This window comes from Cupriavidus sp. FW306-01-F10A (assembly GCF_058782785.1).
In genome coordinates, this window is the sequence record NZ_JBYSYA010000015.1 from 105,033 (window position 1) to 130,341 (window position 25,309).

The 25,309-nt window shown below is 68.0% G+C and carries 21 protein-coding genes; 8 read left to right on the top strand and 13 right to left on the bottom strand.

Annotated elements, in window-relative coordinates; translation table 11 throughout:
* The first annotated feature begins 78 nt into the window (after positions 1-78).
* From AC3WLF_RS21190 to AC3WLF_RS21200, 3 genes are all read left to right on the top strand, one after another.
* Complete coding sequence (locus AC3WLF_RS21190; protein ID WP_010812157.1) at positions 79-534, top strand: Cd(II)/Pb(II)-responsive transcriptional regulator; 456 nt, start codon at positions 79-81, stop codon at positions 532-534.
* A 537-nt stretch (positions 535-1,071) separates the two neighbouring features.
* A complete protein-coding gene (gene rnk, locus AC3WLF_RS21195) occupies positions 1,072-1,491 on the top strand; it encodes a nucleoside diphosphate kinase regulator (RefSeq protein ID WP_492320047.1) in 420 nt (139 codons plus the stop codon).
* 281 nt (positions 1,492-1,772) lie between these two features.
* Positions 1,773-2,186: a hypothetical protein gene (locus AC3WLF_RS21200; RefSeq protein WP_010812154.1), complete on the top strand. Its 414-nt coding sequence runs from the start codon at positions 1,773-1,775 to the stop codon at positions 2,184-2,186.
* Positions 2,187-2,344: 158 nt separating this feature from the next.
* Here AC3WLF_RS21200 and AC3WLF_RS21205 read toward each other — a convergent pair whose 3' ends face one another.
* From AC3WLF_RS21205 to gcl, 7 genes are all read right to left on the bottom strand, one after another.
* Positions 2,345-5,488 (bottom strand): multidrug efflux RND transporter permease subunit, encoded by a 3,144-nt coding sequence (locus AC3WLF_RS21205; RefSeq protein ID WP_492358806.1) that lies wholly within the window; start codon positions 5,486-5,488, stop codon positions 2,345-2,347.
* A 412-nt stretch (positions 5,489-5,900) separates the two neighbouring features.
* Positions 5,901-6,770, bottom strand: coding sequence for a KPN_02809 family neutral zinc metallopeptidase (ypfJ, locus tag AC3WLF_RS21210; RefSeq protein ID WP_492320045.1), 870 nt, complete (start codon positions 6,768-6,770; stop codon positions 5,901-5,903).
* 229 nt (positions 6,771-6,999) lie between these two features.
* Positions 7,000-8,463, bottom strand: a complete 1,464-nt coding sequence (gene pyk, locus AC3WLF_RS21215) for a pyruvate kinase (RefSeq protein WP_011616210.1) — start codon at positions 8,461-8,463, stop codon at positions 7,000-7,002.
* A gap of 108 nt (positions 8,464-8,571) precedes the next feature.
* Entirely contained in the window at positions 8,572-9,894 is a 1,323-nt protein-coding gene (locus AC3WLF_RS21220) for a glycerate kinase type-2 family protein (protein WP_492311651.1), read from the bottom strand.
* Between the two features lie 66 nt (positions 9,895-9,960).
* Complete coding sequence (glxR, locus tag AC3WLF_RS21225; protein ID WP_010812149.1) at positions 9,961-10,875, bottom strand: 2-hydroxy-3-oxopropionate reductase; 915 nt, start codon at positions 10,873-10,875, stop codon at positions 9,961-9,963.
* Positions 10,876-10,932: 57 nt separating this feature from the next.
* Complete coding sequence (gene hyi, locus AC3WLF_RS21230; RefSeq protein ID WP_010812148.1) at positions 10,933-11,715, bottom strand: hydroxypyruvate isomerase; 783 nt, start codon at positions 11,713-11,715, stop codon at positions 10,933-10,935.
* Positions 11,716-11,826: 111 nt separating this feature from the next.
* Positions 11,827-13,611, bottom strand: a complete 1,785-nt coding sequence (gene gcl / locus AC3WLF_RS21235) for a glyoxylate carboligase (protein WP_010812147.1) — start codon at positions 13,609-13,611, stop codon at positions 11,827-11,829.
* A 283-nt stretch (positions 13,612-13,894) separates the two neighbouring features.
* Here gcl and AC3WLF_RS21240 point away from each other — a divergent pair, with 283 nt between their 5' ends.
* The 3 genes from AC3WLF_RS21240 to AC3WLF_RS21250 all read left to right on the top strand — a co-directional run bounded on the left by AC3WLF_RS21240 (position 13,895) and on the right by AC3WLF_RS21250 (position 16,054).
* Complete coding sequence (locus AC3WLF_RS21240) at positions 13,895-14,590, top strand: hypothetical protein (protein ID WP_492320044.1); 696 nt, start codon at positions 13,895-13,897, stop codon at positions 14,588-14,590.
* 148 nt (positions 14,591-14,738) lie between these two features.
* Entirely contained in the window at positions 14,739-15,659 is a 921-nt protein-coding gene (locus AC3WLF_RS21245) for a LysR family transcriptional regulator (protein ID WP_010812145.1), read from the top strand.
* Positions 15,660-15,676: 17 nt separating this feature from the next.
* Positions 15,677-16,054, top strand: coding sequence for a DUF2784 domain-containing protein (locus AC3WLF_RS21250; protein WP_492358807.1), 378 nt, complete (start codon positions 15,677-15,679; stop codon positions 16,052-16,054).
* 10 nt (positions 16,055-16,064) lie between these two features.
* Here the strand turns inward: AC3WLF_RS21250 and AC3WLF_RS21255 are convergent, their stop codons facing one another.
* The 5 genes from AC3WLF_RS21255 to AC3WLF_RS21275 all read right to left on the bottom strand — a co-directional run bounded on the left by AC3WLF_RS21255 (position 16,065) and on the right by AC3WLF_RS21275 (position 21,438).
* Positions 16,065-16,901: a crotonase/enoyl-CoA hydratase family protein gene (locus AC3WLF_RS21255; RefSeq protein ID WP_492320042.1), complete on the bottom strand. Its 837-nt coding sequence runs from the start codon at positions 16,899-16,901 to the stop codon at positions 16,065-16,067.
* Positions 16,902-16,927: 26 nt separating this feature from the next.
* A complete protein-coding gene (locus AC3WLF_RS21260) occupies positions 16,928-17,707 on the bottom strand; it encodes an enoyl-CoA hydratase-related protein (RefSeq protein WP_492320041.1) in 780 nt (259 codons plus the stop codon).
* A 49-nt stretch (positions 17,708-17,756) separates the two neighbouring features.
* Positions 17,757-18,560, bottom strand: coding sequence for an SDR family oxidoreductase (locus AC3WLF_RS21265; protein ID WP_492320040.1), 804 nt, complete (start codon positions 18,558-18,560; stop codon positions 17,757-17,759).
* Positions 18,561-19,136: 576 nt separating this feature from the next.
* Positions 19,137-19,829: a GntR family transcriptional regulator gene (locus tag AC3WLF_RS21270; RefSeq protein ID WP_492320039.1), complete on the bottom strand. Its 693-nt coding sequence runs from the start codon at positions 19,827-19,829 to the stop codon at positions 19,137-19,139.
* Positions 19,830-20,037: 208 nt separating this feature from the next.
* The gene (locus AC3WLF_RS21275; protein ID WP_492358808.1) at positions 20,038-21,438 is read right to left on the bottom strand and encodes a C4-dicarboxylate transporter DctA; all 1,401 of its coding nucleotides are present in this window, start codon (positions 21,436-21,438) and stop codon (positions 20,038-20,040) included.
* Positions 21,439-21,864: 426 nt separating this feature from the next.
* On the opposite strand from AC3WLF_RS21275, the gene AC3WLF_RS21280 reads away from it, so the two are divergent.
* The gene (locus AC3WLF_RS21280) at positions 21,865-23,121 is read left to right on the top strand and encodes an allantoate amidohydrolase (protein ID WP_492358809.1); all 1,257 of its coding nucleotides are present in this window, start codon (positions 21,865-21,867) and stop codon (positions 23,119-23,121) included.
* 57 nt (positions 23,122-23,178) lie between these two features.
* The gene (locus tag AC3WLF_RS21285) at positions 23,179-24,447 is read left to right on the top strand and encodes a M20/M25/M40 family metallo-hydrolase (protein WP_010812137.1); all 1,269 of its coding nucleotides are present in this window, start codon (positions 23,179-23,181) and stop codon (positions 24,445-24,447) included.
* Positions 24,448-24,554: 107 nt separating this feature from the next.
* Here the strand turns inward: AC3WLF_RS21285 and AC3WLF_RS21290 are convergent, their stop codons facing one another.
* Positions 24,555-25,136: a GNAT family N-acetyltransferase gene (locus AC3WLF_RS21290; RefSeq protein WP_492320036.1), complete on the bottom strand. Its 582-nt coding sequence runs from the start codon at positions 25,134-25,136 to the stop codon at positions 24,555-24,557.
* Positions 25,137-25,309 lie beyond the last annotated feature (173 nt).

A 25,309-nucleotide genomic window follows, 5' to 3' on the forward strand; every position in this document is an offset into this window, starting at 1 on the left:
GCAAGCGTTGCCAGACTGTCCTACACTAGGGCTAACCCTGTAGTGGTTACAGGGATTTGCTGCCCAGGATCACAAACCATGCGCATTGGCGAACTCTCCCGTACCAGCGGCTGCGACGTCGAAACTATCCGCTACTACGAGCGCGAAGGGCTGCTCGACGCGCCCCGGCGCGAGGCCAACGGCTATCGCCGCTATGACGACGGCCACTTGGTCCAGCTGAATTTCGTGCGCCACTGCCGCTCGCTCGGCATGGGCCTGTCGGATGTGCGGCGGCTGCGCGAGTTCGAGCGCAATCCGTCGCAGGACTGCGACGACATCAATACGCTGCTGGACCGCCAGATCGCGCAGATCCATGCGCAGCGGGTGGCGCTGGAGGCGCTGGAAGGGCAGTTGCGCGCGCTGCGCGAGACCTGCCACCACCACCAGCCCGCCAGTGAATGCGGCATCCTGCAGAACCTGCAGCAGGCCGCCGCCGGCGCGGCCTGCGAATGCCATGCGGGCGCGCACGAGGCCGGGCCTGCTGCCAACGGGTGACGCGCGCAGGCGCATCGCTGTGCTACGATGGCTGTTCCCGTGATCGCACCACTGCGGTGCACGGGTTCGGGGCAGCGCAGCCAGTGAGCGATGTAGTGAGCAACGACTTACGCGGCTCGCCTGTTCAGGGAACCATCCGCTGCCCCTTATCCAACCTTCTGCATGACCATGACTGATCGCCTGACGCCGATGCCCGATGCGCCTGTCCGCCTGATGCGGACCGGCCGCGCGCACGCATGCGCGATCGCCACGGCCAACATCCTGCCCCAGCGCGCCATGCGCGCGGTCTCTCCCCGCCGGATCAGCGCACCGCCTGATTCCGCCCGGTTCCCAGCCTGATTCGTCTCCCATAAGCGGGGCCCGGGCCGAACCGGGCCCGAGCCAGCGTTTCCGTTGTTGCCGGCAATTGCCGCAAGGCTTTCGCCGATCCCTTGATGTCCGCGCTGCTGCGCGGCACGCCAACCTGCAAGACCCGACCGCCGCCGCCTGCCATGCTGGCCGGGCCGCGCCAACCACCTGACTGCCGGAGGACCCGCCATGACGGCCACCAAAACGAATACCGCCACCCTGTACCTGACCGAACTCGACGTGACCCGCCTGGAGCGCATCGCCAGCCGCGCCGGCTCGGCGCAGCTTGAGGACATGCTCGACAGCCTGCTGGCGCGCGCCACCATCGTCGCGCCCGAAGAGATCCCGACCGACGTGGTCACCATGAACACGCGCCTGGTCTGCAACCTGCCGGGCGAGCAGGCCCCGCGCAACTGGACGCTGGTGTACCCCGACGCGGCCGACTTCGATGCCGGCCGCCTGTCGGTGCTGTCGCCGGTGGGCCAGGCGCTGCTGGGCGCGCGCGCCGGCCAGACCGTCAGCTACCGGCTGCCCGACGGCCGCGAGCAGCAGGTGAGCGTCACCGGGATCGCGTTCCAGCCGGAAGCCAGCGGCCAGTACACGCTTTGACCCGCATCCCGAGCCAAATCCCAGCGGCCTGAGGCGTGCTGCCGGGGCCACGCAGGCGCGTCCCGCGCCGCGTGTGCCCGGCAATCCATCGACACCATTCATCGGCAAGCCAGACGTTTCACGACTCGCAACGCACCATTCGTCGCAGCGGTATTTCTGCTTGCGCGGACTGTGACTAATCTTCAGTCCGTGCTCGCATCGCAACATAGATTGCAGAGCGGCCGGAGTCTCATCCCGGTCCGTAAAAGAAAGAACGACGAAATCAGTTGAAGGAGTCCCAAATGATCGCCAGACGTATCCTTGGCGGCGCGCTCGTGTTCGCGGCGGTCGCCGCGTCCGCTGTGGCGTTGGCTGCCCCCGCTGCCAGCAAGGTTGGCAAGTTTGATGTGTATGCCGATGCGCTGAAGGCCGGCAAGTACGACGTGTATACGGACGGCGCCAAGCAAGGCAAGTTCGATACGTACACGGACGGAGCCCGCACCGGCCGCTTCGACCCGTACTCGGAAGGCTCGCGCCGCGACGGCAAGTTCGACAGCTTCACCGAAGGCTCGCATAGCTTCAGCGGCGAGATCTCGAAGAAGGACAAGTTCGATACCTTCAGCGAAGGTGCGCACACCTTTACCGGTGATATTGCCGATCGTGCGCTCGACAATTCCCGCACGGGTGACGGTTCGCTGTACGGCTATCGCGTCTGATCCTCGCAGGTCTTCCCAAAGACCTCGTGCGGCCACTGCGGTGGCCGCAAGTTTTCTCTCCCGCCTGCCCGGCTGACCTCCTCCTCCTTCTCTCTTCGCCAGGCAGGCGCTTTTCTCTTCCCTCGGCTCGTGACCGCGTCAGCGCGCAGGCATGCCCCTCATGCCGAAGGCGGCTGCGTGGCGGTCGCGTCGTGTCCGGGTTCCGGCTGCGCGCGCGGCAACCTGCGCGCGATCGCGGCATAGAGCAGCGGCACCGCCAGCGTACCCAGCACCGTCGCACCCAGCATGCCGCCCAGCACGCCGGTGCCGACCGCCTGTTGCGCACCCGCGCCCGGGCCGGTGCTGATCGCCAGCGGCACCACGCCCAGCACAAAGGCCAGCGAGGTCATCACCACCGGCCGCAGCCGCTGGCGCGCCGCGCGCGTTGCAGCCTCCACCGCGCCCATGCCCGCACCGCTGCGCCGCAACTGCTCGGCATATTCGACGATCAGGATCGCGTTCTTGGCCGCCAGCCCCATGATCACCACCACGCCCACCTTGAAGTAGACGTCGTTGGGCATGCCGCGCAGCCAGATCGCCGCGGCCGCGCCCATCAGGCCGGTTGGCACGATCGCGATCACCGCCAGCGGCAGGGTCCAGCTTTCATACAGCGCCACCAGGCACAGGAAGATAAACAGCAGCGACAGCGCGAACAGCCACGGCGCCTGCGTGCCGGTCTGCTCCTGTTCGAAGGCGCGCCCGGTCCAGCGCACGTCGTATTCCGGCCCCAGCTCGCGCACCAGTTCGGCCAGCCGCGTCATGGCCGCGCCGGTGGTGTGGCCCGGCGCGACCTCGGCATTGATGCGCACCGAGCTGAAGCCGTCGAAGCGCTCCAGCGTCACCTCGCCGCGCCCCCATTCCAGCGAGGCGAACGCGGCCAGCGACACCATCGCGCCCTGTGCGTTGCGCACGTGCACGCGCGCGAGCTGGTCCGGCCGCATGCGGAAGGGCGCGTCGGCCTGCAGGATCACGCGCCGCACGCGGCCCTCGCGCGCGACTTCATCGATATAGCGCGAGCCCAGCGTGGCCGACAGCGTGTGGTGCACGGTATCGGCATCGACGCCGAAGGCCTCGGCCTTGCGGTAGTCGATCTTCAGGTCCAGCGCGGGCACCGGCTGGCCGGTGGTGGCGCGCACCTCGCCCAGCACCGGGTCCTGCCTGGCGCGCTCAAGCAGCTTGTCGCGCGCGGCGAAAAGCGCCTCGCGCCCCACCGGCTGGCGCGCCACCAGGCGCATGTCCAGGCCGCCGATGCTGCCCAGTTCAGGCAGCGCCGAGCTGTTGTACGCAAACAGTTGCGCCGCGCCGCGGCCCGGCCAGGTTTCCAGCCCGGCCGACAGCCGCGCCAGCACGGCCTGGGCCGTGTGCTTGCGTCCGCGCGCTTTCCAGTCGGTCAGTCCGATAAACAGGCTGGCGCGCTGCTCGCCGCTGCCGCCGCTGGACCAGCCCAGCACGGCAAAGCTCGAATGCACCGGGTAGTGCTGGTCACGCATCCACTGTTCCAGCCCGGCCACCAGCCGGCGCGTGTCGGCCTGCGTGCTGCCGGCGGGCAGCTCGACATCGACCACGATCTCGCCGGTATCCTCTTCCGGCAGGAAGCCGCTGGGCATCTTCCACAAGGCGTAGCCGCATGCCAGCGTCAACGCCAGGTAGACCGCCAGCCAGCGCAGCCGCCTGCGCTGCAGCGCCTGCACCCAGCCGGCATAGCGCCCGGTGAAGGCGGCAAAGCGCGCATCGAACCAGGCCAGCGGCCCGCGCGCCGGCGCCGCGCTGTGGCGCAGCAGGCTGGCGCACATGGCCGGCGCCAGCGTCAGCGCAAAGAACAGCGAGAACGCGATCGATACCGCCAGCGTCACCGCGAAGTGCCGGTAGATCACGCCCACCGCGCTGCCGAAGAATGCCATCGGCACGAACACCGCGCACAACACCAGCGTCACCGCCACCAGCGCGCCCGAGACCTCGCGCATCGAGCGCGCCGCTGCCTGCATCGCGCCGACGCCGTCGGTGCGCATGATGCGCTCGACGTTCTCGACCACCACGATGGCGTCGTCCACCAGGATGCCGATCGCCAGCACCACGCCGAACAGCGTGATCACGTTCAGCGACAGCCCCAGCGCATACAGGCACGCGACCGTGCCCAGCAGCGATACCGGCACCACGATGCACGGGATCAGCGTGGCGCGCAGGTTGCCGAGGAACAGGTACAGGATCAGGAATACCAGCACCGTGGCTTCGACCAGCGTCAGCACCACGCGCGAGATCGACGCCTGCACGAAGGTGGCGCCGTCGTAAGAGATCTCATGGCGCACGTCGCCGGGGAAGCCCTTGCTGGCGGCATCGAGCGCGGCGCGCACGGTGCGCGAGGTCTGCAGCACGTTGGCGCCATCGGCCAGCTTCAGCCCGATCGACGCGGCGTTGCGCGTGTTCAGCGTGGAGCCGTAGCGGTAGTCGCTGGCGGCCAGCTCCACCCGCGCCACGTCGCGCAGCAGCACGGCCGAGCCGTCGGTGGCCGCGCGCACCACGATGCGCCCGAACGCCTGCGCATCGCTCATCGGCGCGGGCGGGCGCACGATCGCCTGGAACGGCTGGCCCGGCACTGCCGGCGCGGCGCCCAGCTGGCCGGGGGTCACGTTGCCGTTGCGCGCGCGGATGGCGGCCTCGACCTCGGCCGTGGTCAGGTTGAAGGCATGCAGCTTGTCGGGATCGAACCAGATCCGCAGCGCGTACTCGGCGCCGTATGGCTCGGCCTTGCCGATGCCGGGCAGGCGGCGCAGCAGCGGCAGCACCGAGCCCGCGGCAAAGTCGCCCAGCGCGGTCTCGTCCAGCTGCCCGCTGTCGGACACCAGCGACACGTACATGAAGGCGTTGCTGCTGGCCTGGTCGACATAGACGCCGCCGCGGCGCACCGCCTCGGGCAGCAAGGGCTCGGCCTGCGCCACGCGGTTGCGCACGTTGACCTGCGCCAGCTGCGGGTCGGTGCCCTGGCGGAAGCCCAGCGTCACCGTGGCGGTGCCGCCCTCGCTGCTGGAATCCAGGTAGAGCAGGCCGGGGATGCCGTGCATCTGCTGCTCCAGCACCGCCGTGACGCGGTCCTCCACCGTGCGCGCGGACGCACCCGGGTAATCGGCATAGATGATCACCGTGGGCGGCGCCACCGCCGGGTACTGGGCGATGGGGATGCGGTTCAGGGCCACCAGGCCCGCTACCACGGTCAGGATGGCCAGCACCCAGGCAAACGCCGGGCGCTTCAGGAAAAACGACGCCATGTCAGGTCAGGGCTGGCACGGGCGCACGGCAAGTGAAGATCGGCCCTGGCTCCGGTGCGGTTGGAACGGAACGGCTTGGGTGTGGAGACGCCGTAAGGCTTAGCGGCAAGAGGCGTCGAGTCGCGGCAAAGCCGGGCCGATGTTGCTGATGGTGCAGATCTGGCCGCGTGTCGGGTCGCCTGTCGGTCAGGGGGCGCGTGGCCCGCAGACCGGGGCCGGCGTGCACCGCGGCGCTTGCAGGGGTCCTGAGGGGAGAACCCGGCGCTGCGGCAGGAAGGATCGGTGAGGATCGACGCCGGCGACTGGCCGTCGCAATGCGGCCTTGCCGGCGATTATAGACAGGGAATAAAGTCCGGGCAACGCAAACATCACATTGCCGGCAGCCTTCCGACGTCGGGGGTGGAGCCTGCGCTTACAGGTCGCGCGAGGCGAAGGTATCGCATTTGCGGATATCGCCGGACTCAATGCCGCGGCGCAGCCAGCGCACGCGCTGCTCGCTGGAGCCGTGGGTAAAGGCCTCCGGCACGACATAGCCCTGCGACTGGCGCTGCAGCCGGTCGTCGCCGATCGCGGCGGCGGCCTTCAGGCCTTCTTCGATATCGCCGGGCTCCAGCAGCTGCTGGTTGGCGCGCTGTGCGGTGGCGGCCCAGACACCCGCCAGGCAGTCGGCCTGCAGTTCCATGCGCACCGAGAGCTGGTTGGCCTGCGCCTCGCCCATGCGGCGGCGCGCGCCGTCGACCTTGTCCGATACGCCCAGCAGGTTCTGCACATGGTGGCCGATCTCGTGCGCGATCACATAGGCCTGGGCAAAGTCGCCGCTGGCGCCGAAGCGCTGGCGCAGCTCGTCATAGAAGGCCAGGTCGATATAGACCTTCTGGTCGCCGGGGCAGTAGAACGGGCCCATCGCCGACTGGCCGGTGCCGCACGCCGTGGGCGTGGCGCCCGAGAACAGCACCAGCGTGGGGGGCGCATAGCGGCGGTTCAGCTGGGTTTCAAAGATGTGTTGCCAGGTGCGCTCGGTATTGCCCAGCACCTTGCGCGTGAACACCGTCATCTGATCCGTCGCCGGCGGGCGGTTCGCCTGCTGCTGTTGCTGCTGCGGGCCGGAGCCCTGCAGCACCGAGGCGCCCTGCATGATCAGCATCGGGTCGATGCCGAAGAAATAGGACGCCGCCAGCGCGACGATGACCGTGCCGATGCCGATGGTCTTGCCGCCGACACCGCCGAATCCGCCGCGGCGGTCTTCAACGTGCTGGCTTTCGGCTTCGTCATCTAGGCGCATGGGGGGCTCCGGGGGGAGGGGGAATTGCGGGGTGGGAGGATGCCAAGCAGTATAGCAATCCGGTGTCAGCTGCTGTTTTCGGTGCCGGACACCAGGCCCAAATAAAAAAACACCACCCACTCGCCCTGGAGACGGGCAACGCAGGCGGTGTGCGGCAAAACAAAGAAACCGGGTTTGCACCCGGTTCCGTCATGACGCGCGTTCCGGGACGGGAACGCAAGCAGCGCGGTCAGGCCAAGGCAGCCTCGCGCGCAGCCGGTGCGGTTGCCACCGCGCTGGCGCCAACTTCAGCCACGCGCAGCAGGTTGGTGGTCCCGCCTTGCCCGAACGGCATTCCCGCGGCGATGGTGATCTGGTCGCCCGGCACGGCATAACCTTCGGCCACCGCCGCGCGTGTGGCGGCTTCGACCATTTCATCCACGCTCTGCACATCCGGGCTCACGGTGGAGTGGACGCCCCAGGCAATGGCCAGGCGGCGCGCGATTTCCAGGTTCGGCGTGATGCTGACGATCGGCGCGCACGGCCGCTCGCGCGCGGCGCGCAGCGCGGTGGCTCCCGAGGACGTGTAGGTCACGGTCGCGACGGCGCCAATGATCTGCGTGACTTCGCGCAGCGCCGCGCAGATCGCATCCTGGCGCGTGTTCAGCGGGGTCTCGTGCTGGGCGTCGAGCAGGTTGCGGTACAGCGGGTCGCGTTCGACCTCGGTGACGATGCGGTTCATCATCGACACCGCCGGCACCGGGTAGCGGCCGTTGGCCGACTCGGCCGACAGCATCACCGCGTCGGCGCCTTCATAGATGGCGCTGGCCACGTCCGACGCTTCGGCGCGGGTCGGCACCGGCGAGTCGATCATCGATTCCAGCATCTGCGTGGCGATCACCACCGGCTTGCCCAGCTGGCGGCACACGCGCAGGATGCGCTTCTGCACGCCGGGCACGCGCTCGGGCGGCAGTTCCACGCCGAGGTCGCCGCGCGCCACCATCACGGAATCGGACACGCGCACGATCTCTTCGAGCTGCTGCAGCGCGGCCGGCTTCTCGATCTTGGACAGGATGCCGGCACGGGTACCGACGATCTCGCGCGCTTCGACGATGTCGGACGGGCGCTGCACGAACGACAGGCCGATCCAGTCAGCGCCCAGCGACAGCGCGAAGTCCAGGTCCTTGCGGTCCTTCTCGGTCAGCGCGGGGATGGGGATCACGGCGTCGGGCACGTTCACGCCCTTGCGGTCGGACAGCGTGCCGTTGTTGACCACGCGCGTGGTGATGGTGCCGGTGGTCACCGCCTCGATCGACAGGCGTACCTTGCCGTCGTCGATCAGCAGCGACTGGCCCGGCTGCGCGGCGGCGAACAGTTCGGGGTGCGGCAGGTAGACGCGGGTGCCGTCGCCCGGGGTGGGATCGCTGTCGAGCACGAACACATCGCCCGCGCGCACCGCGACCTTGCCGGCGGCGAAGGTGCCGATGCGCAGCTTCGGGCCCTGCAGGTCGGCCAGGATCGCGATCGGGCGGCCGGTTTCGGCCTCGATCTTGCGCACGGCGTCGTAGCGCGCGCGGTGGTCTTCGTGCGTGCCGTGGCTGAAGTTCAGCCGGAACACGTCGGCGCCCGCCTCGAACAGTTCGCGGATCACCGCGATGTCGGTGCTTGCGGGTCCAAGCGTGGCAACGATCTTCGCTTTGCGCTGGCGTCTCATGATGTCTCCTCTTCCATTCTCGGACGGCGCGCCACGTGGCGCGCCGGGTAATGCTGTTCAGGTGAACGACTGCTTCGGTACGGCGATGCTGCGCTGACGACTGCCGGCCTACACAATCAGGATGGCGCGGAAGTCATTGACGTTGGTGCGGGTCGGGCCGGTGACGATCAGGTCGCCCACGCCGGCAAAGAAGCCGTAGCCGTCGTTGTTGTCCAGGTGCGCGCGCGCCGACAGCCCGCGCGCGGCGGCGCGGGTCAGGGTGTCGGGCGAGAGCAGCGCGCCGGCGTTGTCCTCGGAGCCGTCGATGCCGTCGGTGTCGCCGGCAATCGCGTGCACGCCGGCCAGGCCGTCGAGCGCCACCGCCAGCGCCAGCAGGAACTCGGCATTGCGCCCGCCGCGGCCCTTGCCGCGCACGGTTACGGTGGTCTCGCCGCCGGACAGGATCACGCAGGGCTTGCTGAAGGGCTGGCCGCGCTGCGCCACCTGGCGCGCGATGGCGGCGTGCACTTCGGCCACTTCGCGCGCTTCGCCTTCGATGCAGTCGGACAGGATGTGGGCCTCGTAACCCAGTTCACGCGCACGCGCGGCCGCGGCTTCCAGCGATTGCTGCGCGGTGGCCAGCGTTACGTTGCGGTGGCCTTCGAAGCGCGCATCGCCGGGCTTGGGCGTTTCGCCGGCGCCGCTCTCCAGGTGGGCGCGCACGTTGGCGGGGACTTCAATGCCGTACTTGGCGATGACGGCCAGCGCGTCGGCGCAGGTGGTCGCATCGGGCAGCGTCGGACCGCTTGCGATCAGGGTCGGGTCATCGCCGGGGATATCGGAAATCAGCAGGGTCTCGACGCGGGCCGGGGCGCAGTGCAGCGCCAGGCGTCCGCCCTTGAGCGCGGACAGGTGCTTGCGCACGCAGTTCATTTCGCCGATGCTCGCGCCGCTCTTGAGCAGCGCCTTGTTCACGGCCTGCTTGTCGGCCAGCGTCAGGCCCGGCGCGGGCGCGGCCAGCAGCGCGGAGCCGCCGCCGGAAATCAGGCACAGCACCAGGTCGTCGGCGGTCAGGCCCTGCACCAGTTCCACCATGCGCTGCGCGGCGCGCTGGCCGGCTTCGTCGGGAACGGGATGCGCGGCTTCGACCACTTCAATGCGCTGGCAATCGGCGCCATGGCCGTAGCGCGTCACCACCAGGCCCGACAGCTCGCCTTGCCAGTTCGCCTCGACCGCCTGCGCCATCGCGGCAGCGGCCTTGCCGGCGCCGATCACCACCGTGCGGCCCTTGGGCGGCGTGGGCAGGTGCGGCGGCAGGCAGTGGCTGGCGCTGACGGAAGCGACCGCAGTGTCGAACAGGTCGCGCAGCAGCGCGCGCGCGTCGGACTGTGCGGGATGCGCTGCGGCGCGCTGGGGCGAGAGCAGGGCGGCTTGAGGTTCGGTGGCGAGCATGAAAAGTCCTGGTGCTGACGGGGAAAGCTAGTCGTCCCCGCAGGGCGGGGACGACGTGGTTGCTGCTTACTTGGCGATCTGGTGGTTAGACATGATCTCGATCGCGCGGCACAGGGCCGAATGGTCCTGCTTGCCCAGGCCGTTGGCGGCGCAGGTGTTGAACAGCTCCTGCGCGGTGGCGGTGTTGGGCAGTGCCACGCCCAGTGCCTTGGCACCCTGCAGCGCCAGGTTCAGGTCCTTCTGGTGCAGTTCGATGCGGAAACCCGGGTCGAAGGTGCGCTTGACCATGCGCTCGCCGTGCACTTCCAGGATGCGCGAAGCCGCAAAGCCGCCCATCAGCGCCTGACGCACCTTGGCCGGATCGGCGCCAGCCTTGGAGGCGAACAGCAGGGCTTCGGACACGGCCTGGATGTTCAGCGCGACGATGATCTGGTTGGCCACCTTGGTGGTCTGGCCGTCACCGTTGCCACCGACCAGCGTGACGTTCTTGCCCATCAGGTCGAACAGCGGCTTGACCTGGTCATAGGCTTCCTGCGGGCCGCCGACCATGATCGTCAGCGAAGCAGCCTTGGCGCCCACTTCACCGCCCGACACCGGAGCGTCCAGGTACGAGGCGCCCAGCTTGTTGATGCGCGCGGCGAAGTCCTTGGTGGCGATCGGCGAAATCGAGCTCATGTCGACCACGATCTTGCTGTGGCTGGCTTCCTTGCCGGCGGCCTTGAACGCGGCGGCAACGCCCTTTTCGCTGAACAGAACGGCTTCCACGTGCGGGGTGTCCGGCACCATGATGACGATGATGTCGGCACGCTTGGCGACTTCCTCGGCGCTGGTGCAGACGGTCACGCCTGCATCGACCAGCGCTTGCGGGGCCGGGTTGACGTCATGCACGAACAGCGTGTGGCCGGCGGCGCGCAGGTGGCCCGCCATCGGTGCGCCCATGATGCCCAGGCCGATGAAGCCGACGTTGCGTTGGTTTGCCATGTTGATGTCTCCTTGAATGAGATTAAGTCTGTCTTGGTTGGCGTAGGTGGTAACCCGTTACTGCACGCCGTGCTCGGCGCGCCAGCCCAGGCCGGCTTCGGTGGTGGTCTTCGGCTTGTACTCGCAGCCGATCCAGCCGTTGTAGCCGATCTCGTCCAGGAACTTGAACAGGAAGCGGTAGTTCAGCTCGCCGGTCCCCGGTTCATTGCGGCCGGGGTTGTCGGCCAGCTGCACGTGCTTGATCTTCGGCAGGTTGGCCTTGATGGTGTTGGCGATCTCGCCTTCCATCCGCTGCATGTGGTAGATGTCGTACTGCACGTACAGGTTGGGCGCATTGACCTGGTTGATCAGGTCCACCGCCTGCTGCGTGCGCGACAGGAAGAAGCCAGGGATGTCGAAGGTGTTGATCGGCTCGACCAGCAGGTCGATATGCTCGGCGGCGAGCGCGCTGGCGGCGAAGCGCAGGTTTTCCACCAGCGTTTCCTGGGCCTGCTCGCGCTTGACGTTCTGCGGCTGGATGCCGACCAGGCAGTTCAGCTGGCGCACGCCCAGCACCTTGGCGTACTTGATGGCCTCGCCCACGCCGTCCTGGAACTCGCCGACGCGGTCCGGGTGGCAGGCAATGCCGCGCTCGCCCGCTTCCCACTTGCCGGCGGGCAGGTTGTGCAGCACCAGGTCCAGCTGGAAGCGGTTCAGGCGGTCAGCGATCTGGTCCGCGTGGAAGGCATAGGGGAAGAGGAATTCCACGCCGCGGAAGCCCGCGCGCGCGGCGGCTTCGAAGCGGTCGAGGAAACCGACTTCGTTGAACAGCATGGTGAGGTTGGCCGCAAGTTTAGTCATGAGTCTCTCCGGTTTAGTTGTGTTGTCGTTCTGCCGGTGCAGAACCGGTGATGCAGGGGCGCTGGATTTGCGCGGGCCGTAGCCCGCGCTTCCATGTTGGAATGGTGCTGCTTACGCCGTTTCCACTTCTTCCTTCAGGATCGCTTCCTCGATGTCCTCGAGGTCTTCGATCGGCTCGAACTCGTTGACATTGTCGATCTCGGTGCCCATCGCGATATTGGTCACGCGCTCCAGGATCACCTCGACCACCACCGGCACCGAGAACTCGGCCATCAGGTCGCGCGCTTCAGCAAAGGCCGGGGCGATGTCTTCCGGCTTGAACACGCGGATCGCCTTGCAGCCCAGGCCCTCGACCACCTTGACGTGGTCCACGCCGTAGCCGTTCAGTTCTGGCGAGTTGACGTTGTCGAAGGCCAGCTGCACGCAGTAGTCCATCTCGAAGTTGCGCTGCGCCTGGCGGATCAGGCCGAGGTAGGAGTTGTTCACCACCACGTGGATGTACGGCACCTTGAACTGCGCGGCCACGGCCAGTTCTTCGATCATGAACTGGAAGTCGTAGTCGCCCGAGATCGCCACCACATCCGAGTCCGGCGAGGCGGTCTTCACGCCGATCGCGGCCGGGATGGTCCAGCCCAGCGGGCCGGCCTGGCCGCAGTTGATCCAGTGGCGCGGCTCGTTGACCGACAGGAACTGGGCCGCGGCGATCTGCGACAGGCCGATGGTGCTGACATAACGCACGTCGCGCGGGAAGTACTGGTTCATCTCGCGGTACACGCGCTGCGGCTTGACCGGCACGTTGTCGAAATCGCTCTTGCGCTGCATGGTGCGGCGGCGCTTCTGCACGTCGGCGACCCACGACTTGCGGCACGGCAGGCGGCCGGCCATCTTCATTTCGCGGGCAACTTCAACGAACAGTTCCAGCGCGGCCTTGGCGTCCGACACGATGCCCAGGTCCGGGCCGAACACGCGGCCGATCTGGGTGGGCTCGATATCGACGTGCACGAACTTGCGGCCCTTGGTGTAGACATCGACGCTGCCGGTGTGGCGGTTGGCCCAGCGGTTGCCGATGCCCATCACGAAGTCCGAAGCCAGCAGCGTGGCGTTGCCGTAGCGGTGCGAGGTCTGCAGGCCGACCATGCCGGCTTGCAGCGGGTGGTCGTCGGCCAGCACGCCCCAGCCCATCAGGGTCGGCACCACCGGCACGTTGACCAGTTCGGCAAACTCGACCAGCAGATCCGCCGCGTCGGCGTTGATCACGCCACCGCCGCACACGATCAGCGGGCGCTCGGCCGCGTTCAGCATCGAGATGGCCTTCTCGATCTGGGCGCGCGAGGCAGCCGGCTTGTACGGCTGCAGCGACTGGTAGGTGTCGACATCGAATTCGATCTCGGCCACCTGCACGTCGAACGGCAGGTCGATCAGCACCGGACCCGGGCGGCCCGAACGCATGATGTGGAAGGCTTGCTGGAACACTTGCGGCACCAGGGCCGGCTCGCGCACGGTCACGGCCCACTTGGTCACGGGCTTGGCGATCGATTCGATATCGACGGCCTGGAAGTCTTCCTTGTACAGGCGGGCGCGCGGGGCCTGGCCGGTAATGCAGAGGATGGGGATCGAATCGGCCCAGGCCGAGTACAGGCCGGTGATCATGTCGGTGCCGGCGGGGCCCGAGGTGCCGACGCAGACGCCGATGTTGCCCGGCTCGGCACGGGTGTAGCCTTCGGCCATGTGCGAGGCGCCCTCGACGTGGCGGGCCAGCACGTGGTTGATGTTGCCCGACTTGCGCATTGCCGAGTAGAACGGGTTGATCGCCGCGCCCGGCACGCCGAATGCCGTGGTCACGCCTTCCTTCTCCAGCACGGCGATTGCCGCGTCGATTGCTCTCATCTTTGCCATGATCTTGTCTCCAGTGATGGTGTGAATTCCGTTGGAGTCGATCCTATTCCCGCAGGCGGGGTGGGATAAACAGAAGGGAGATCAGTTGATTCGATACCTGGGGTACGCAATATCGCCTTGGAAGCCAGATCGGACGGTCGGCGGGGGTACGCCGGGGTACGCAATTGGATATGTGGTGTGACGGTGCGGGCACGCAGTGCAGCGGTGGGTACGCGCCCGCGCCGGCCGGCCGCCGCAGCGCAGTGCGGCAAAATGACGGGATTCTTCGCCATCCGGGCCGACCATGTATTCCAGGCTGCCGTCTACCTACGAACTGCTTGAAGCGCTTGCCGCCGTCCCGCCCGGGCCGGCCGCCGACCCTCCGATGCCGGGCGGCCGCCTCGGGCGCGTGCTGTGGGTGGGCTTTATCGCGGCGCTGGCCGCGACCATCCTGAGCGGCGTGGCCCTGGCCGTCTGGCGGCTGTGGCTCAAGCACCCGGTGCCGCCGTGGTCGCTGCGGACCTTCGAGGTGCTGCTGGCCCTGTCGGCCGCCTGCTATGTCGGCGCCGGACTCACGCGCGCCGGCACCGTGCTGGCCAGGCTGCGCCATCCGCTGCGCTGGCAGGCCGCCGAGATGGACCGCCACAGCGCAGCCGAGGATGCGCTGCTGCGCCGGCTGGCGCGCATCCCGCCGCCGCAGCTGCAGGCGCGCCAGCGGCGCGTGGTGTTGCAACTGCGCTTGTGGGAAGGTGCTGCGCGCACCCTGGCAGGGCTGCTGGCACTGGCGCCGGCCGCGGCCGTGGTGGCGGCACTGCCGCGCCAGCAGGCCATGGCCGGGACGCTGCTGTGGCTCTACGGCGTGATGGTGGTGACCGGCGCGGCCTGCTACCTGTACCTGCACGTGCAATGCAGCCGGCCGCTGCGGCGGCTGGCCCATGTGCTGGGCGAAGCGGCCGAGATGAACGCGCAGGTCAGGGCGCGCGCGGCTCCGGCCGCCTGATTCCGCACCGGCTGCGGGTGACGCGACCTGCCCCTGGCAGCGGCCCTGACACAGCCGTATGCGGATGCCGCGATCCTGCCCATCAGCCGCGCAGGGATGCCACATCCCCGGGGATGCCGCACAATGGCGCCCGGGAGACGAATATCCGATGGACAAACTCAAGCAAATCGAAGCCTTTATCGCCGTGGTGGAGCACGGCAGCATGGCGGCCGCGGCGCTCACGCAGAACGTGACGCCGGTGATGATCGGCCGCCGCATCAACGCGCTGGAAGCCCGCATCGGCGTCAAGCTGCTGCACCGGTCCACGCGCCGCATCGCCGTGACCGAGCAGGGCGCGGTGTTCATGGAGCAGTGCAAGAAGGCGCTGGCCGACCTGGACCGCGCCGAGATGCTGATCGCCGAAGGCAAGCACAAGGCCACCGGCCACCTGATCGTTTCGGCACCGGCGGCGTTCGGGCGCAAACACGTGGCACCGCACGCACCGGCGTTCCTCTCGGCCAACCCGGAAGTGCAGATCTCATTCAACCTGACCGACCGCGTGGTCGACCTGGTGCGCGAAGGCTATGACGTCGGCATCCGTATCGGCGGCGCCATCGACCCGAACTTTGTCGCGATCAAGCTGGCCTCGAACAAGCGCGTGGTGTGCGGCACGCCGGCGTACTTCGCCAGGTACGGCGTGCCGCAGACGCTGGACGACCTGGCCCAGCACAACTGCCTGGCGTTCAACCTGCAGGGCGGCCAGCAGCGCGGCTGGTATTTCAGCCAGAACGGCAAGACCGTGACCGTGCGCGTCAACGGCAACCTGGACTGCAACGACGGCGAGCTGCTGCACCGCTGGACCGGCGAGGGCCTGGGCCTGGGCTGGCGCTCGACCTGGGAGATCCTGCCGCAGCTGGAGAGCGGCGAGCTGATCACGGTGCTGGACGAATACGCGCTGCCGGCCTACGACATCCTTGCCGTGTACCCGCAGCAGCGCCCGGTGCCGGCCAAGATCCGTTTCTTCATCGAGCACCTGAAGGCGCAGTTCGCGCGCCCGGGCTACTGGATGGACACGGCGGGCGGCAACTGAGGCCGCCGCCGAGCGCGATGCCGATCACAGCCTGGCTGGCCGACCTGGTGGTCATCGTGCACGGGCTGTTTATCCTGTTCGTGGTGGCGGGCGGCCTGCTGGTGTTGCGCTGGCCGCGTGTCGCATGGCTGCACCTGCCGGCGGCGGTGTGGGGCGTGCTGATCGAATGGTCCGGCTGGATCTGCCCGCTGACGCCGCTGGAAAACATGCTGCGCCGGGCCGCGGGACAGGCGGGCTACAGCGGCGGTTTTGTCGAGCGCTACCTGTTGCCGCTGATCTATCCGGCCGGGCTCACGCCCGCGGTGCAGCTGTGGCTCGGCGCGGTGGTGCTGGTGGTCAATGTGGTGGTCTATGCGTTGTGGTGGCGCCGCCGGCGAGCCGCGTACCACCACTGAGCGGCTTGCTTCAGCCCGCCGGCTCGAAGCGCGGCGCGCGCTTCTGCATATTGGCCAGCACTGCCTCGCGCTGGTTGGGCGAGCCGACCAGCCGGTCCTGCTCGTCGGACTCGGCCTGCAGGATGAGGGCATTGTCGCCGCGCTCCACCACCGCCATCAGGCGCTTGGCTGCGCGGATCGCATCCGGGTTCTTCTGTGCCACCTGGCGCGCGGCTTCCAGCGCCGCGGCGCGCGGGTCGTCGGCGAGGTAGGTGCCCAGGCCCAGTTCGCAGGCTTCGGTGCCGCTCAGCACGCGCGCGCTGTAGATCAGCTCGCGCAGCACGTCGGGGCGCACCAGGCCGCGCGTGAGCACCATGCCGGCCATGTCGGGCACCAGCCCCCACTTCATTTCCATGACCGACAGCCTGGTATCGGGCGCGACGTAGCGTACGTCAGCGCCCAGCGCCACCTGCAGCCCGCCGCCGAAAGCCACGCCGTGGACCGCGGCGAAGACCGGCACCGGCAGTTCGCGCCAGACCATGCACGCGTACTGCGGGCGATTGGACATGCCGTTGGTACGCTTGCCGAGGCGGCCCGCGCCGATGCTGTCGTTGTGGGATTCGCCGCCACCGTCCGACAACATGCCCGCCATGCGGCCCATGTCCAGCCCCGCGCAGAAGGCGCGGCCCTCGCCTGACAGGACCACGGCGCGCAGGTCGGGCATGCGCGCCAGTTGCTCGCCGGTCTCGATCAGTGCGTCGAACATGGCCTGGTCGAGCGCGTTCATCTTGTCGGGGCGGTTCAGGCGGACGTCGGCGACGCCGTCTTCGATGGTGACGAGGATACGTTCGTTGCTGCTGGCGCTCATGCGCTGGCTCCTTGTGATGCGGGTTCTCAACGGCCCTTGAACTGCGGCTTGCGCTTCTCCATGAAGGCGGCTACGCCTTCCTTGCAGTCATCGCTGCGGCTGGCGCGCGACTGCAGCGTGGCTTCCACTTCGAGCTGCGCGGCCAGGTCGTTGTCGAAGCTCTGGTTCAGGGCTTCCTTGATCATGCCGTAGGCCATGGTCGGCATGGTGGCCAGGTGGCGGGCCAGCTTGCCGGCCTCGTCCTGCAGCGCGTCGTCGGCGTGGACCTTCCACACCAGGCCGATGCGCTGTGCTTCCTCGGCATCGATCTTCTCGGCCAGGATGGCCAGTGCGCGGGCGCGCATCTCGCCGGCATAGCGCGGCACGAAGTAGGTGCTGCCGGCGTCCGGGACCAGGCCGATCTTGGAGAATGCCTGCAGGAAGCTGGCCGAGCGGGCCGCCAGCACCACGTCGCCCGCCAGCGCCAGGCTCATGCCGGCACCGGCGGCCACGCCGTTGACAGCGGTGACGACCGGCTTGGGCATCTGGCGCAGCGCCATGATGATCGGGTGGTAACGCTCGCGCAGCAGCGTGCCGGAATCGGAGATGCCATCCTTGCCGCGCGCGGCCAGGTCGGCGCCGGCGCAGAAGCCGCGGCCCGCGCCGGTGATCAGCACGGCGCGCACGCCGGCGTCGCCGGCGGCGCGCTCAACGCCCTCGCGCAGCTCGCGCATCAGGTCGCCGTTCATCGCGTTGAGCACGTCCGGGCGGTTCAGGGTCAGCGTGGCCACGCTTTCGCTGGCTTGATAGAGGACGGATGCCGTCATGGGTGGTTCTCCTTGTTGCTTGGTCGTGGTTCGGTGCGGGTGCGGAAACTTACTGCGGCTTCTTCAGCGCGTCGGCGGAGGCGTCGCCCAGCTTGCTGCCGCCGTCGCAGTCGAGGATGGTGCCGGTGACGTAGTGCGCGTTGTCGCTGCTCAGGTACATCGCGGCATCGGCGATATCGTCCTTGGTGCCGTAGTCGCGCAGCGCCAGGCGGGCCTTGTAGCGCGCCTCCATCTCGGCCGTGGGCGCCAGCCGGGCCATGCCTTCGGTGTCGGCGATCGGGCCGGGCGAGATGCCGTTCACGCGCACGCCGGCCGGGCCCCATTCCATCGCCAGGCACTTGATCAGCATGTTGATGCCGGCCTTGGCGGCGCAGGCATGGGCCTGGAACATCATGGCGTTGACCGCCTGCGGCGCGGTGATCGCGATCAGCGACGCACCCGGCTTGGCCAGGTGGTCGAAGCTGGCGCGGAACACGTTGAAGGTGCCGAGCAGGTCGATATCGACCACAGTCTTGAAGGCATTGGCGGACATGCCGACCACGGGCGCGAGGAAGTTGCCCGCGGCGCCGGAGATCACCACGTCGATCGGCCCCAGTTCGTCCTGGGCGCGCGCGAAGGCCGCTTCCACGGCGGCATAGTCGCGCACGTCGGCGGCCATGCCGATGGCGGTGCCGCCGGCCGCGGTGATGGTGTCGGCGGCGGCCTGGATGCGCTCGGCGGTGCGGCTGATCAGCGCCAGCTTCGCCCCGGCGCGCGCGAAGCCGTGCGCGATGCCGAGGTTGATGCCGGAGGAGGCGCCGGCGACGAATACGGTCTTGCCGGCAAAGGCGTCGGGGCGGAAGGCACTGGGCATGGGAAGTCCTCTCGATCGATGGTCAGGCGATGCGGGCCGCGATCCGGCGTCAGGCAGGACCGTGGCGTTGCGAAATGCAGGGGAGAGCTAGCGCCGGCGGCGTGGCTGCAGCGCAGGTATCGCGCGATGGCGCATGACGGTCTCCATGTTTCTGTTCTGGTGTGCGTCCGCCCCGGATCCTGCGGGGGGCGGCGCCGGCCTCTGGCTCGGGCCTCCGGCATCCTAACCCGAAGCCGGGATTCGATCTCGCGTATTGCCGGCAATGCCGGCCACCGCGGACGCAACAATGGCGGCGCCGGGAATGCCTTCCAGGCGCTGCAACTAGCTGGCGGGAAAGGAAAAAACGGGTGCGGGACTGCGTCGCGGCCAAGCGGCGGGACAGGGCGCCATTCCGCAGCGCAAAACCCAGTCCTCAGAAAAAAGAAAGCCCGCACACCGTTGCAGCGTGCGGGCAGCCTTCCGACGATGAGGTGCCGGAAGGCAGAGTGCTCATGAAGTGCGCCCCCGCGTCTTCATGGCGGGGTCAAGTGTGCGCGCGGGCGGCAGTGGCCGCTTTGACTCACGTCAAGCAGACGCCTACGCGAGCAGCGCGGTCACCAGGTCCTTGCCGCGCGACACCGGCGCGGTTTCCTCGAAATGCAGCGCACCTTCCACGTGGCCGAGGTGGTCCACCATCAGCGTGACGGCCCGCTCGACATCGCCGGCACGGGCGGCCTCGATGAATTCGCGGTGCTCGTCCGACGAGCAGGCCGCGTCGCGGCGCGACTGGTACAGCATGGTGATGACCGCGCTGCGCGTCGACAGCTCGCGCATCATCTCGGTCAGCACGCCGTTGCCGACCACCTCGGCCAGCACGATATGGAAGTCGCCAAGCAGCCGGGTGCGCACCTGCGCATCGCTGCCAGCCAGCGCCTTGCGTTCGGCCGCCAGGTGGCGGTCGATGCGCTTGTAGTCGGCCGGGGTCGCCTTGGCGACGAACTCGCGCGCCAGCGCCGCTTCCAGGATGCGGCGCACCGCGAAGACCTCGCGCGCCTCCTCGGCGCTGGGCTTGGCCACGAAGGCACCCTTGTCGGGCACGATCTGGATGACCTTGTCCTTGGACAGCATCAGCAGCGCCGCGCGCACCTTGGTGCGGCTGACGCGGTAGACACTGGCCAGGGCCTCCTCGCGCAGCTTGGTGCCGGGCGGCAGGCGGTGCGAAACGATGGCCGCGACTATGTCTTCGGCGATCGCTTCGGCGGTCATGTCAGGATCGATATGCTCGGGCATGGCAGCGCACTTGCGCAGGGGCTGCGCGGTTGGGGAGATGCGTGATTCTAGTCTACTGCGGCAGATGAATCGTCCCCGAGGGGCTGCGCAGCAAGGTCGTAGGCTAGGCGCAAAGCGCAGCAATAGCACGGCTATTGCGAGCATTTGCAACGACGCCTACGGCCTTGAGGCGCAGTCCAGCGGGGGCGAGCTCATCTGATGCAGTGGACTACCGCCCTGGCACGGCGACCGGAGATCCGGCGTCCACGCCGTCCTCCGCCATCGCGGCCAGACCCGCATCCAGGTCGGTCGCTTCAATGGTGCCGTTGAGCACGCCATGGGCCCGTTCGCGGTCGATATCCTTCTCCCAGGCGGCCACCACCACGGTCGCCACGCAGTTGCCGATCAGGTTGCCCAGTGCACGCGCGATGCCGATGAACCAGTCCACCGACAGCACCAGCACCAGCCCGATGGCGGGAATCGCCGGGTGTGCCGACAGTGTCGCGGCCAGGATCACGATGGCCGAGCCGGGGATGCCGTGCGCGCCCTTGGAGGTGACCAGCGCCACCGCCAGGATGCCGAGCAGGTCGCCCATCGCCAGCGGCGTGTTGGTCGCCTGCGCGATAAAGACCGCGGCCAGCGTCAGGTAGATCGAGAACGCATCGAGGTTGAACGAGTAGCCGGTCGGGATCACCAGGCCCACCACCGACTTCTTGATCCCCATGAACTCCAGCTTCTTCATCACCTGCGGCAGCACGCTGTCGGACGAGGCCGTGCCCAGCACCACCAGCAGCTCGGCGCGCAGGTAGCGGATCAGCTTGATCACCGAGAAGCCGCACACGCGCATGATCGTGCCCAGCACCAACAGCACGAAGATGATCACCGCGCCGTAGAACAGGAATACCAGGAAGCCCAGCTGCTTGAGCGAGCCGATGCCGTACTTGCCCACGGTGAAGGCCACCGCGCCCAGCACGCCCAGCGGCGCCAGCTTGATGATGAAGCCCATCATCTTGAACAGCGTGTGCGAGAAGGTGTCGATCAGCCTGACCAGCGGCCGGCCCGGCTCGCCCACCAGCGACAGCGCGCAGCCGAACAGGATCGACACCAGCAGCACCTGCAGCACGTCGCCGTTGGCAAAGGCGCCGAACACGGTATTGGGGATCAGCTTGAGCAGGAAGTCGACCGTGCCCTGGTCCTTCACCTTGGTCGCGTTGTCGATAAATCCGGCGATGGCCGACGCATCGAGCGAACGCGGGTCGACATTCATGCCGACGCCGGGCTGGAACACATAGGCCAGCAGGATGCCAAGCGCCAGCGCGATGGTGGTGACGATCTCGAAGTACACCACCGCCTTGATGCCGACGCGGCCGACCTTCTTCAGCTCGCCGGCGCCGCAGATGCCGGCCACCACCACGCAGAACACGATCGGGCCGATCAGCATCTTGATCAGCTTGATAAAGGCATCGCCAAGCGGCTTGAGCTTGGCGGCGAATTCAGGGAATGCCAAGCCGAGTGCGGTGCCAATCACCAGGGCAATCAGCACCTGGCCAAACAGCGAACGGGTGAAGCGGATATGCAAACGGGGCTGGGGGGCGCCGGGGCGGGGCTGCGAGGGAACTGCATGCTGCATGGTTGTCTCCGTACCGGGCCGGTCCGGCGCCTGTCCATTGGCTGGCGCTGGCTGGCCCATCTGATCCAGGAATCACCGGCGGCCCCGTACTGCTCTACTGGCGGGTGGCTGCCGGCCTTACGTTCCGTGCGGGGCTTCCGGGTCGGGAGCGCGCCACTTCGCGGACAGCCCCCCTGTTGAGGCGGAATCCACGCAATCGCCTGTCCGGACCGGATTGTCCGCGGCAAATTGTCTGAACGTGGAAGCGAATATAGTGCATATCATTTTTGTATGCAATTTTTGAATTCACTGTGCTAACATGAATCGCACAGAATAGAGCTTCGGCCCGGGCGCCACGCCCGCGCCGGCAGGCCTTGCGGCAGACGCCGGCGGGCCTTGCCGGACCACCCGCCGCGGCGTTCACGCACTTCCAGCAGGAGACAACGCATGGCAGCAAATCCGTCGCCGTCCGCCGCAGAGACTGGCACGCGCATCATGGCCTGGGCCGACGCCCTGGCCGTCCACACCGAGCAGCCCGGCATGCTCACCCGTACCTACCTGACCGAGGCCCACCACGGCGCCGCCGCGCAGCTGACCGAATGGATGCAGCAGGCCGGCATGACGGTGCGGCGCGACGCCGCCGGCAACGTGATCGGCCGCTATGAGGGCACCACGCCCGACGCGCCCGCGCTGCTGACCGGTTCGCACTTCGACACCGTGCGCGACGGCGGCCGCTATGACGGCAACCTCGGCGTGATCCTGCCGACCGCGTGCGTGGCCGAATGGAACCGCCAGGGCAAGCGCTTCCCGTTTGCGATCGAGGTGGTCGGCTTTGCCGAGGAAGAGGGCGTGCGCTTCAAGGCCACGCTGCTGGGCAGCCGCGCCATCGCCGGGACCTTCGACAACAACGTGCTCGACAACGTCGACGACTCCGGCAAGACCATGCGTGAAGTGATGCGCGAGGCCGGTTTCGACGCCGCTGCCTTGCCCGCCGCCAAGCATGACCGCAGCAAGGTCGCGGCCTTCATCGAAGTCCATATCGAACAAGGTCCGGTGCTGCTCAATGAAAACCTGCCGGTGGGCGTGGTGACCGCCATCTCCGGCGCCACCCGCTTTATCGTCGAGCTCGAAGGCCTGGCCGGCCACGCCGGCACGGTGCCGATGGACATGCGCCGCGACGCCGCCATGGCCGGGGCCGAGATCGGCCTGTATATCGAGAAGCGCTGCGGCGGCAAGCCGGGCCTGGTCGGCACGGTCGGCCAGTTCAACGTGCCCAACGGCGCCGCCAACGTGGTGCCGGGCCGCGCCGTGTTCTCCATCGACATCCGCGCCGGCGCTGACGCCGAGCGCGAGGCCGCCGTCAACGACGTGCTGGCCGAGATCGAGCGCGTGTGCGCGCGCCGCAACGTGCGCACGCAGGTGCGCAAGACCCATGAGGCGAAGAGCGTTCCCTGCGCCCCGTGGCTGCAAGAGCAATGGGCCGCCGCGATTGCCCGCCAGGGCGTGCCGGTGCGCCACCTGCCGTCGGGCGCCGGCCACGACGCCATGGCCATTGCCGCCATCGCCGACGTCGCCATGCTGTTCGTGCGCTGCGGCAACGGCGGCATCAGCCACCATCCCACCGAAACCATGACCGCCGAGGACGCCGCCCTGTCCGCGCGCGTGTTCAGCGATTTCGTCGAGCACTTCCGCCTGCCGCAGTAAGCCAGCGCAGATTCCCCGGAACCCACCCGAACCCCTCCGTAGTTGAGAGAACAAGTCATGACCGCACGAGACAATATGAACCCCACTGAAACCACGCTGACGCAGTTCATCGACCAGCACCGTCCGGAACAGGAAGCCTTCCTGGCCGAACTGGTCAAGGTGCCCTCGGACAACCCCGCAGGCGACTGCGACGCCCATGGCAAGCGCGCCAAGGAACTGCTGGAGGGCCTGGGCTTCACGGTGGAGGCGCACAAGGTGCCGGACGAGCTGGTGAAGGCAGCCGGCATGATCAGCGCCACCAACCTGATCGTGCGCAAGCAGTTCGGCACGGGCGGCCCGACCATCGCCATGAACGCCCACGGCGACGTGGTGCCCCCGGGCCTGGGCTGGACCAAGGACCCGTACGGCGGTGAAGTGGCCGACAGCGAGCACGGCCCGGTCATGTACGGCCGCGGCGTGGCGGTGTCCAAGTCTGACTTCGCCACCTACACCTACGCCGTGCTGGCGCTGATGGAAGCCGAGAAGCAGGGCGCCAGGATCAACGGCGCGGTCGAGTTGCAGTTCACCTATGACGAGGAAACCGGCGGCGACATCGGTCCCAAGTTCCTGCTCGACAACAACCTGAGCAAGGCCGACTACGCCATCTCGGCCGGCTTCTCGTACGGCATCACCTCGTCGCACAACGGCTGCCTGCACGTCGAAGTGACGGTCAAGGGCAAGCAGGGCCATGCCGCCATGCCGCATACGGGGGTGGACGCGATCGAAGCCGCCACCCACATCCTGCAAGCCATCTACGGCCTGCGCGCCGAGCTGGCCACGCGCAAGTCGAAGGTGCCGGGCATCGACACCGCCACGCTGAACGTCGGCCTGATCAAGGGCGGCATCAACACCAACGTGGTGCCTGACCTGGTGACCTTCCGCGTCGACCGCCGCATGATCCCCGAGGAAATCGGCTTCGACGCCGAAGGCGAGATCCGCGCCGTGGTGGAAAAGGCCGCCAAGGACCGTCCGGGCATCGAGGTGAAGGTCGAGCGCATCATCCTGGCCGAGCCGCTATCGGAACTGCCGGGCGTGGAAAAGCTGATCGGCGCGCTGAAGAGCCGTGCCGAATCCGTGTTCGGCGTGGAGATCCCGGTGCAAGGCGTGCCGCTCTACACCGACGCGCGCCACTACACCAAGCGCGGCATCCCGACCGTGCTGTACGGCGCCGGCCCGCGCACGCTGATGGAAGCCCGCGGCCATAACTCGGACGAGAACCTGCGCCTGAACGACCTGAACCGCGCGACCAAGGTGGTGGCGCTGGCGCTGTCGGACCTGATGAAGTAAGGCTTGGGCGCCGGCAGGCGCCGGGCTTTGCTGCGCAAGACGCCACGGAGGAATCCGTGGCGTTTTTGTTCTTTGGGGCTTGGCTGAAGCCGTGCAGGTCGATCCGCCTACGCCGGCAGCGTCGTCGCCCCCACCCCCAGCATCCGCTGCATCAGCACCGTATCGATCCATTGCCCGTGCTTGAACCCCACCGCCTCCAGCCGGCCGACGGTGCGGAAGCCCAGGCGCTCATGCACGGCCAGCGAACCGGCGCCTTCGCCGCCGGCGGTGCAGGCAATCACGGCGACCATCTGGCGCCAGGGACCGGTCTCGCAGCGGGCGACCAGTTCGGCCAGCAGGGCCTGGCCCAGGCCCTCGCCGACGCGGCGGTGGTCGATATAGATTGAATCCTCGATGGCAAAGCGGTAGGCGCTGCGCGCGCGGTAGGACGATGCATAGGCATAGCCCAGCACCTCGCCGTCGCGCACGGCGACCAGGTAGGGCAAGCCCTTGCGGTGGACTTCGGCAAAACGCAGCTGCATCTCGTCCAGGCTTGGCGGCGTTTCCTCGAACGAGGCGCGGCCGTGCAGCACATGGTGCGCGTAGATGGCGTGGATGGCAGGAACGTCGGCGGGTATGGCGTCGCGCAGGGTGAAGGGTTTGCGTGTACCGGCGGACGGCGTCGTGGCGGAAACGGTAGTGGAAGTCATCGGGAATGGTGCCCTATGCAAGGACTTGGGGCAACGCAGGATGCGTGCCGGGCACATGCACCAGCGTGATGCTGCGCGAGGGCCGGTGTCTTGTATATAGTGCGGATTGATTTGCACCGCATTAGTGCCAACGCCCCGGGGCGGGGCACGGCAACGACAAGAAAGGACCATGC

Bases quoted from the DNA above. Each gene is read 5' to 3' on its own strand.
- AC3WLF_RS21190 (WP_010812157.1), top strand. From the start codon at position 79: ATGCGCATTGGCGAACTCTCCCGTACCAGCGGCTGCGACGTCGAAACT.
- rnk (WP_492320047.1), top strand. From the start codon at position 1,072: ATGACGGCCACCAAAACGAATACCGCCACCCTGTACCTGACCGAACTC.
- AC3WLF_RS21200 (WP_010812154.1), top strand. From the start codon at position 1,773: ATGATCGCCAGACGTATCCTTGGCGGCGCGCTCGTGTTCGCGGCGGTC.
- AC3WLF_RS21205 (WP_492358806.1), bottom strand. From the start codon at position 5,488: ATGGCGTCGTTTTTCCTGAAGCGCCCGGCGTTTGCCTGGGTGCTGGCC.
- ypfJ (WP_492320045.1), bottom strand. From the start codon at position 6,770: ATGCGCCTAGATGACGAAGCCGAAAGCCAGCACGTTGAAGACCGCCGC.
- pyk (WP_011616210.1), bottom strand. From the start codon at position 8,463: ATGAGACGCCAGCGCAAAGCGAAGATCGTTGCCACGCTTGGACCCGCA.
- AC3WLF_RS21220 (WP_492311651.1), bottom strand. From the start codon at position 9,894: ATGCTCGCCACCGAACCTCAAGCCGCCCTGCTCTCGCCCCAGCGCGCC.
- glxR (WP_010812149.1), bottom strand. From the start codon at position 10,875: ATGGCAAACCAACGCAACGTCGGCTTCATCGGCCTGGGCATCATGGGC.
- hyi (WP_010812148.1), bottom strand. From the start codon at position 11,715: ATGACTAAACTTGCGGCCAACCTCACCATGCTGTTCAACGAAGTCGGT.
- gcl (WP_010812147.1), bottom strand. From the start codon at position 13,611: ATGGCAAAGATGAGAGCAATCGACGCGGCAATCGCCGTGCTGGAGAAG.
- AC3WLF_RS21240 (WP_492320044.1), top strand. From the start codon at position 13,895: ATGTATTCCAGGCTGCCGTCTACCTACGAACTGCTTGAAGCGCTTGCC.
- AC3WLF_RS21245 (WP_010812145.1), top strand. From the start codon at position 14,739: ATGGACAAACTCAAGCAAATCGAAGCCTTTATCGCCGTGGTGGAGCAC.
- AC3WLF_RS21250 (WP_492358807.1), top strand. From the start codon at position 15,677: ATGCCGATCACAGCCTGGCTGGCCGACCTGGTGGTCATCGTGCACGGG.
- AC3WLF_RS21255 (WP_492320042.1), bottom strand. From the start codon at position 16,901: ATGAGCGCCAGCAGCAACGAACGTATCCTCGTCACCATCGAAGACGGC.
- AC3WLF_RS21260 (WP_492320041.1), bottom strand. From the start codon at position 17,707: ATGACGGCATCCGTCCTCTATCAAGCCAGCGAAAGCGTGGCCACGCTG.
- AC3WLF_RS21265 (WP_492320040.1), bottom strand. From the start codon at position 18,560: ATGCCCAGTGCCTTCCGCCCCGACGCCTTTGCCGGCAAGACCGTATTC.
- AC3WLF_RS21270 (WP_492320039.1), bottom strand. From the start codon at position 19,829: ATGCCCGAGCATATCGATCCTGACATGACCGCCGAAGCGATCGCCGAA.
- AC3WLF_RS21275 (WP_492358808.1), bottom strand. From the start codon at position 21,438: ATGCAGCATGCAGTTCCCTCGCAGCCCCGCCCCGGCGCCCCCCAGCCC.
- AC3WLF_RS21280 (WP_492358809.1), top strand. From the start codon at position 21,865: ATGGCAGCAAATCCGTCGCCGTCCGCCGCAGAGACTGGCACGCGCATC.
- AC3WLF_RS21285 (WP_010812137.1), top strand. From the start codon at position 23,179: ATGACCGCACGAGACAATATGAACCCCACTGAAACCACGCTGACGCAG.
- AC3WLF_RS21290 (WP_492320036.1), bottom strand. From the start codon at position 25,136: ATGACTTCCACTACCGTTTCCGCCACGACGCCGTCCGCCGGTACACGC.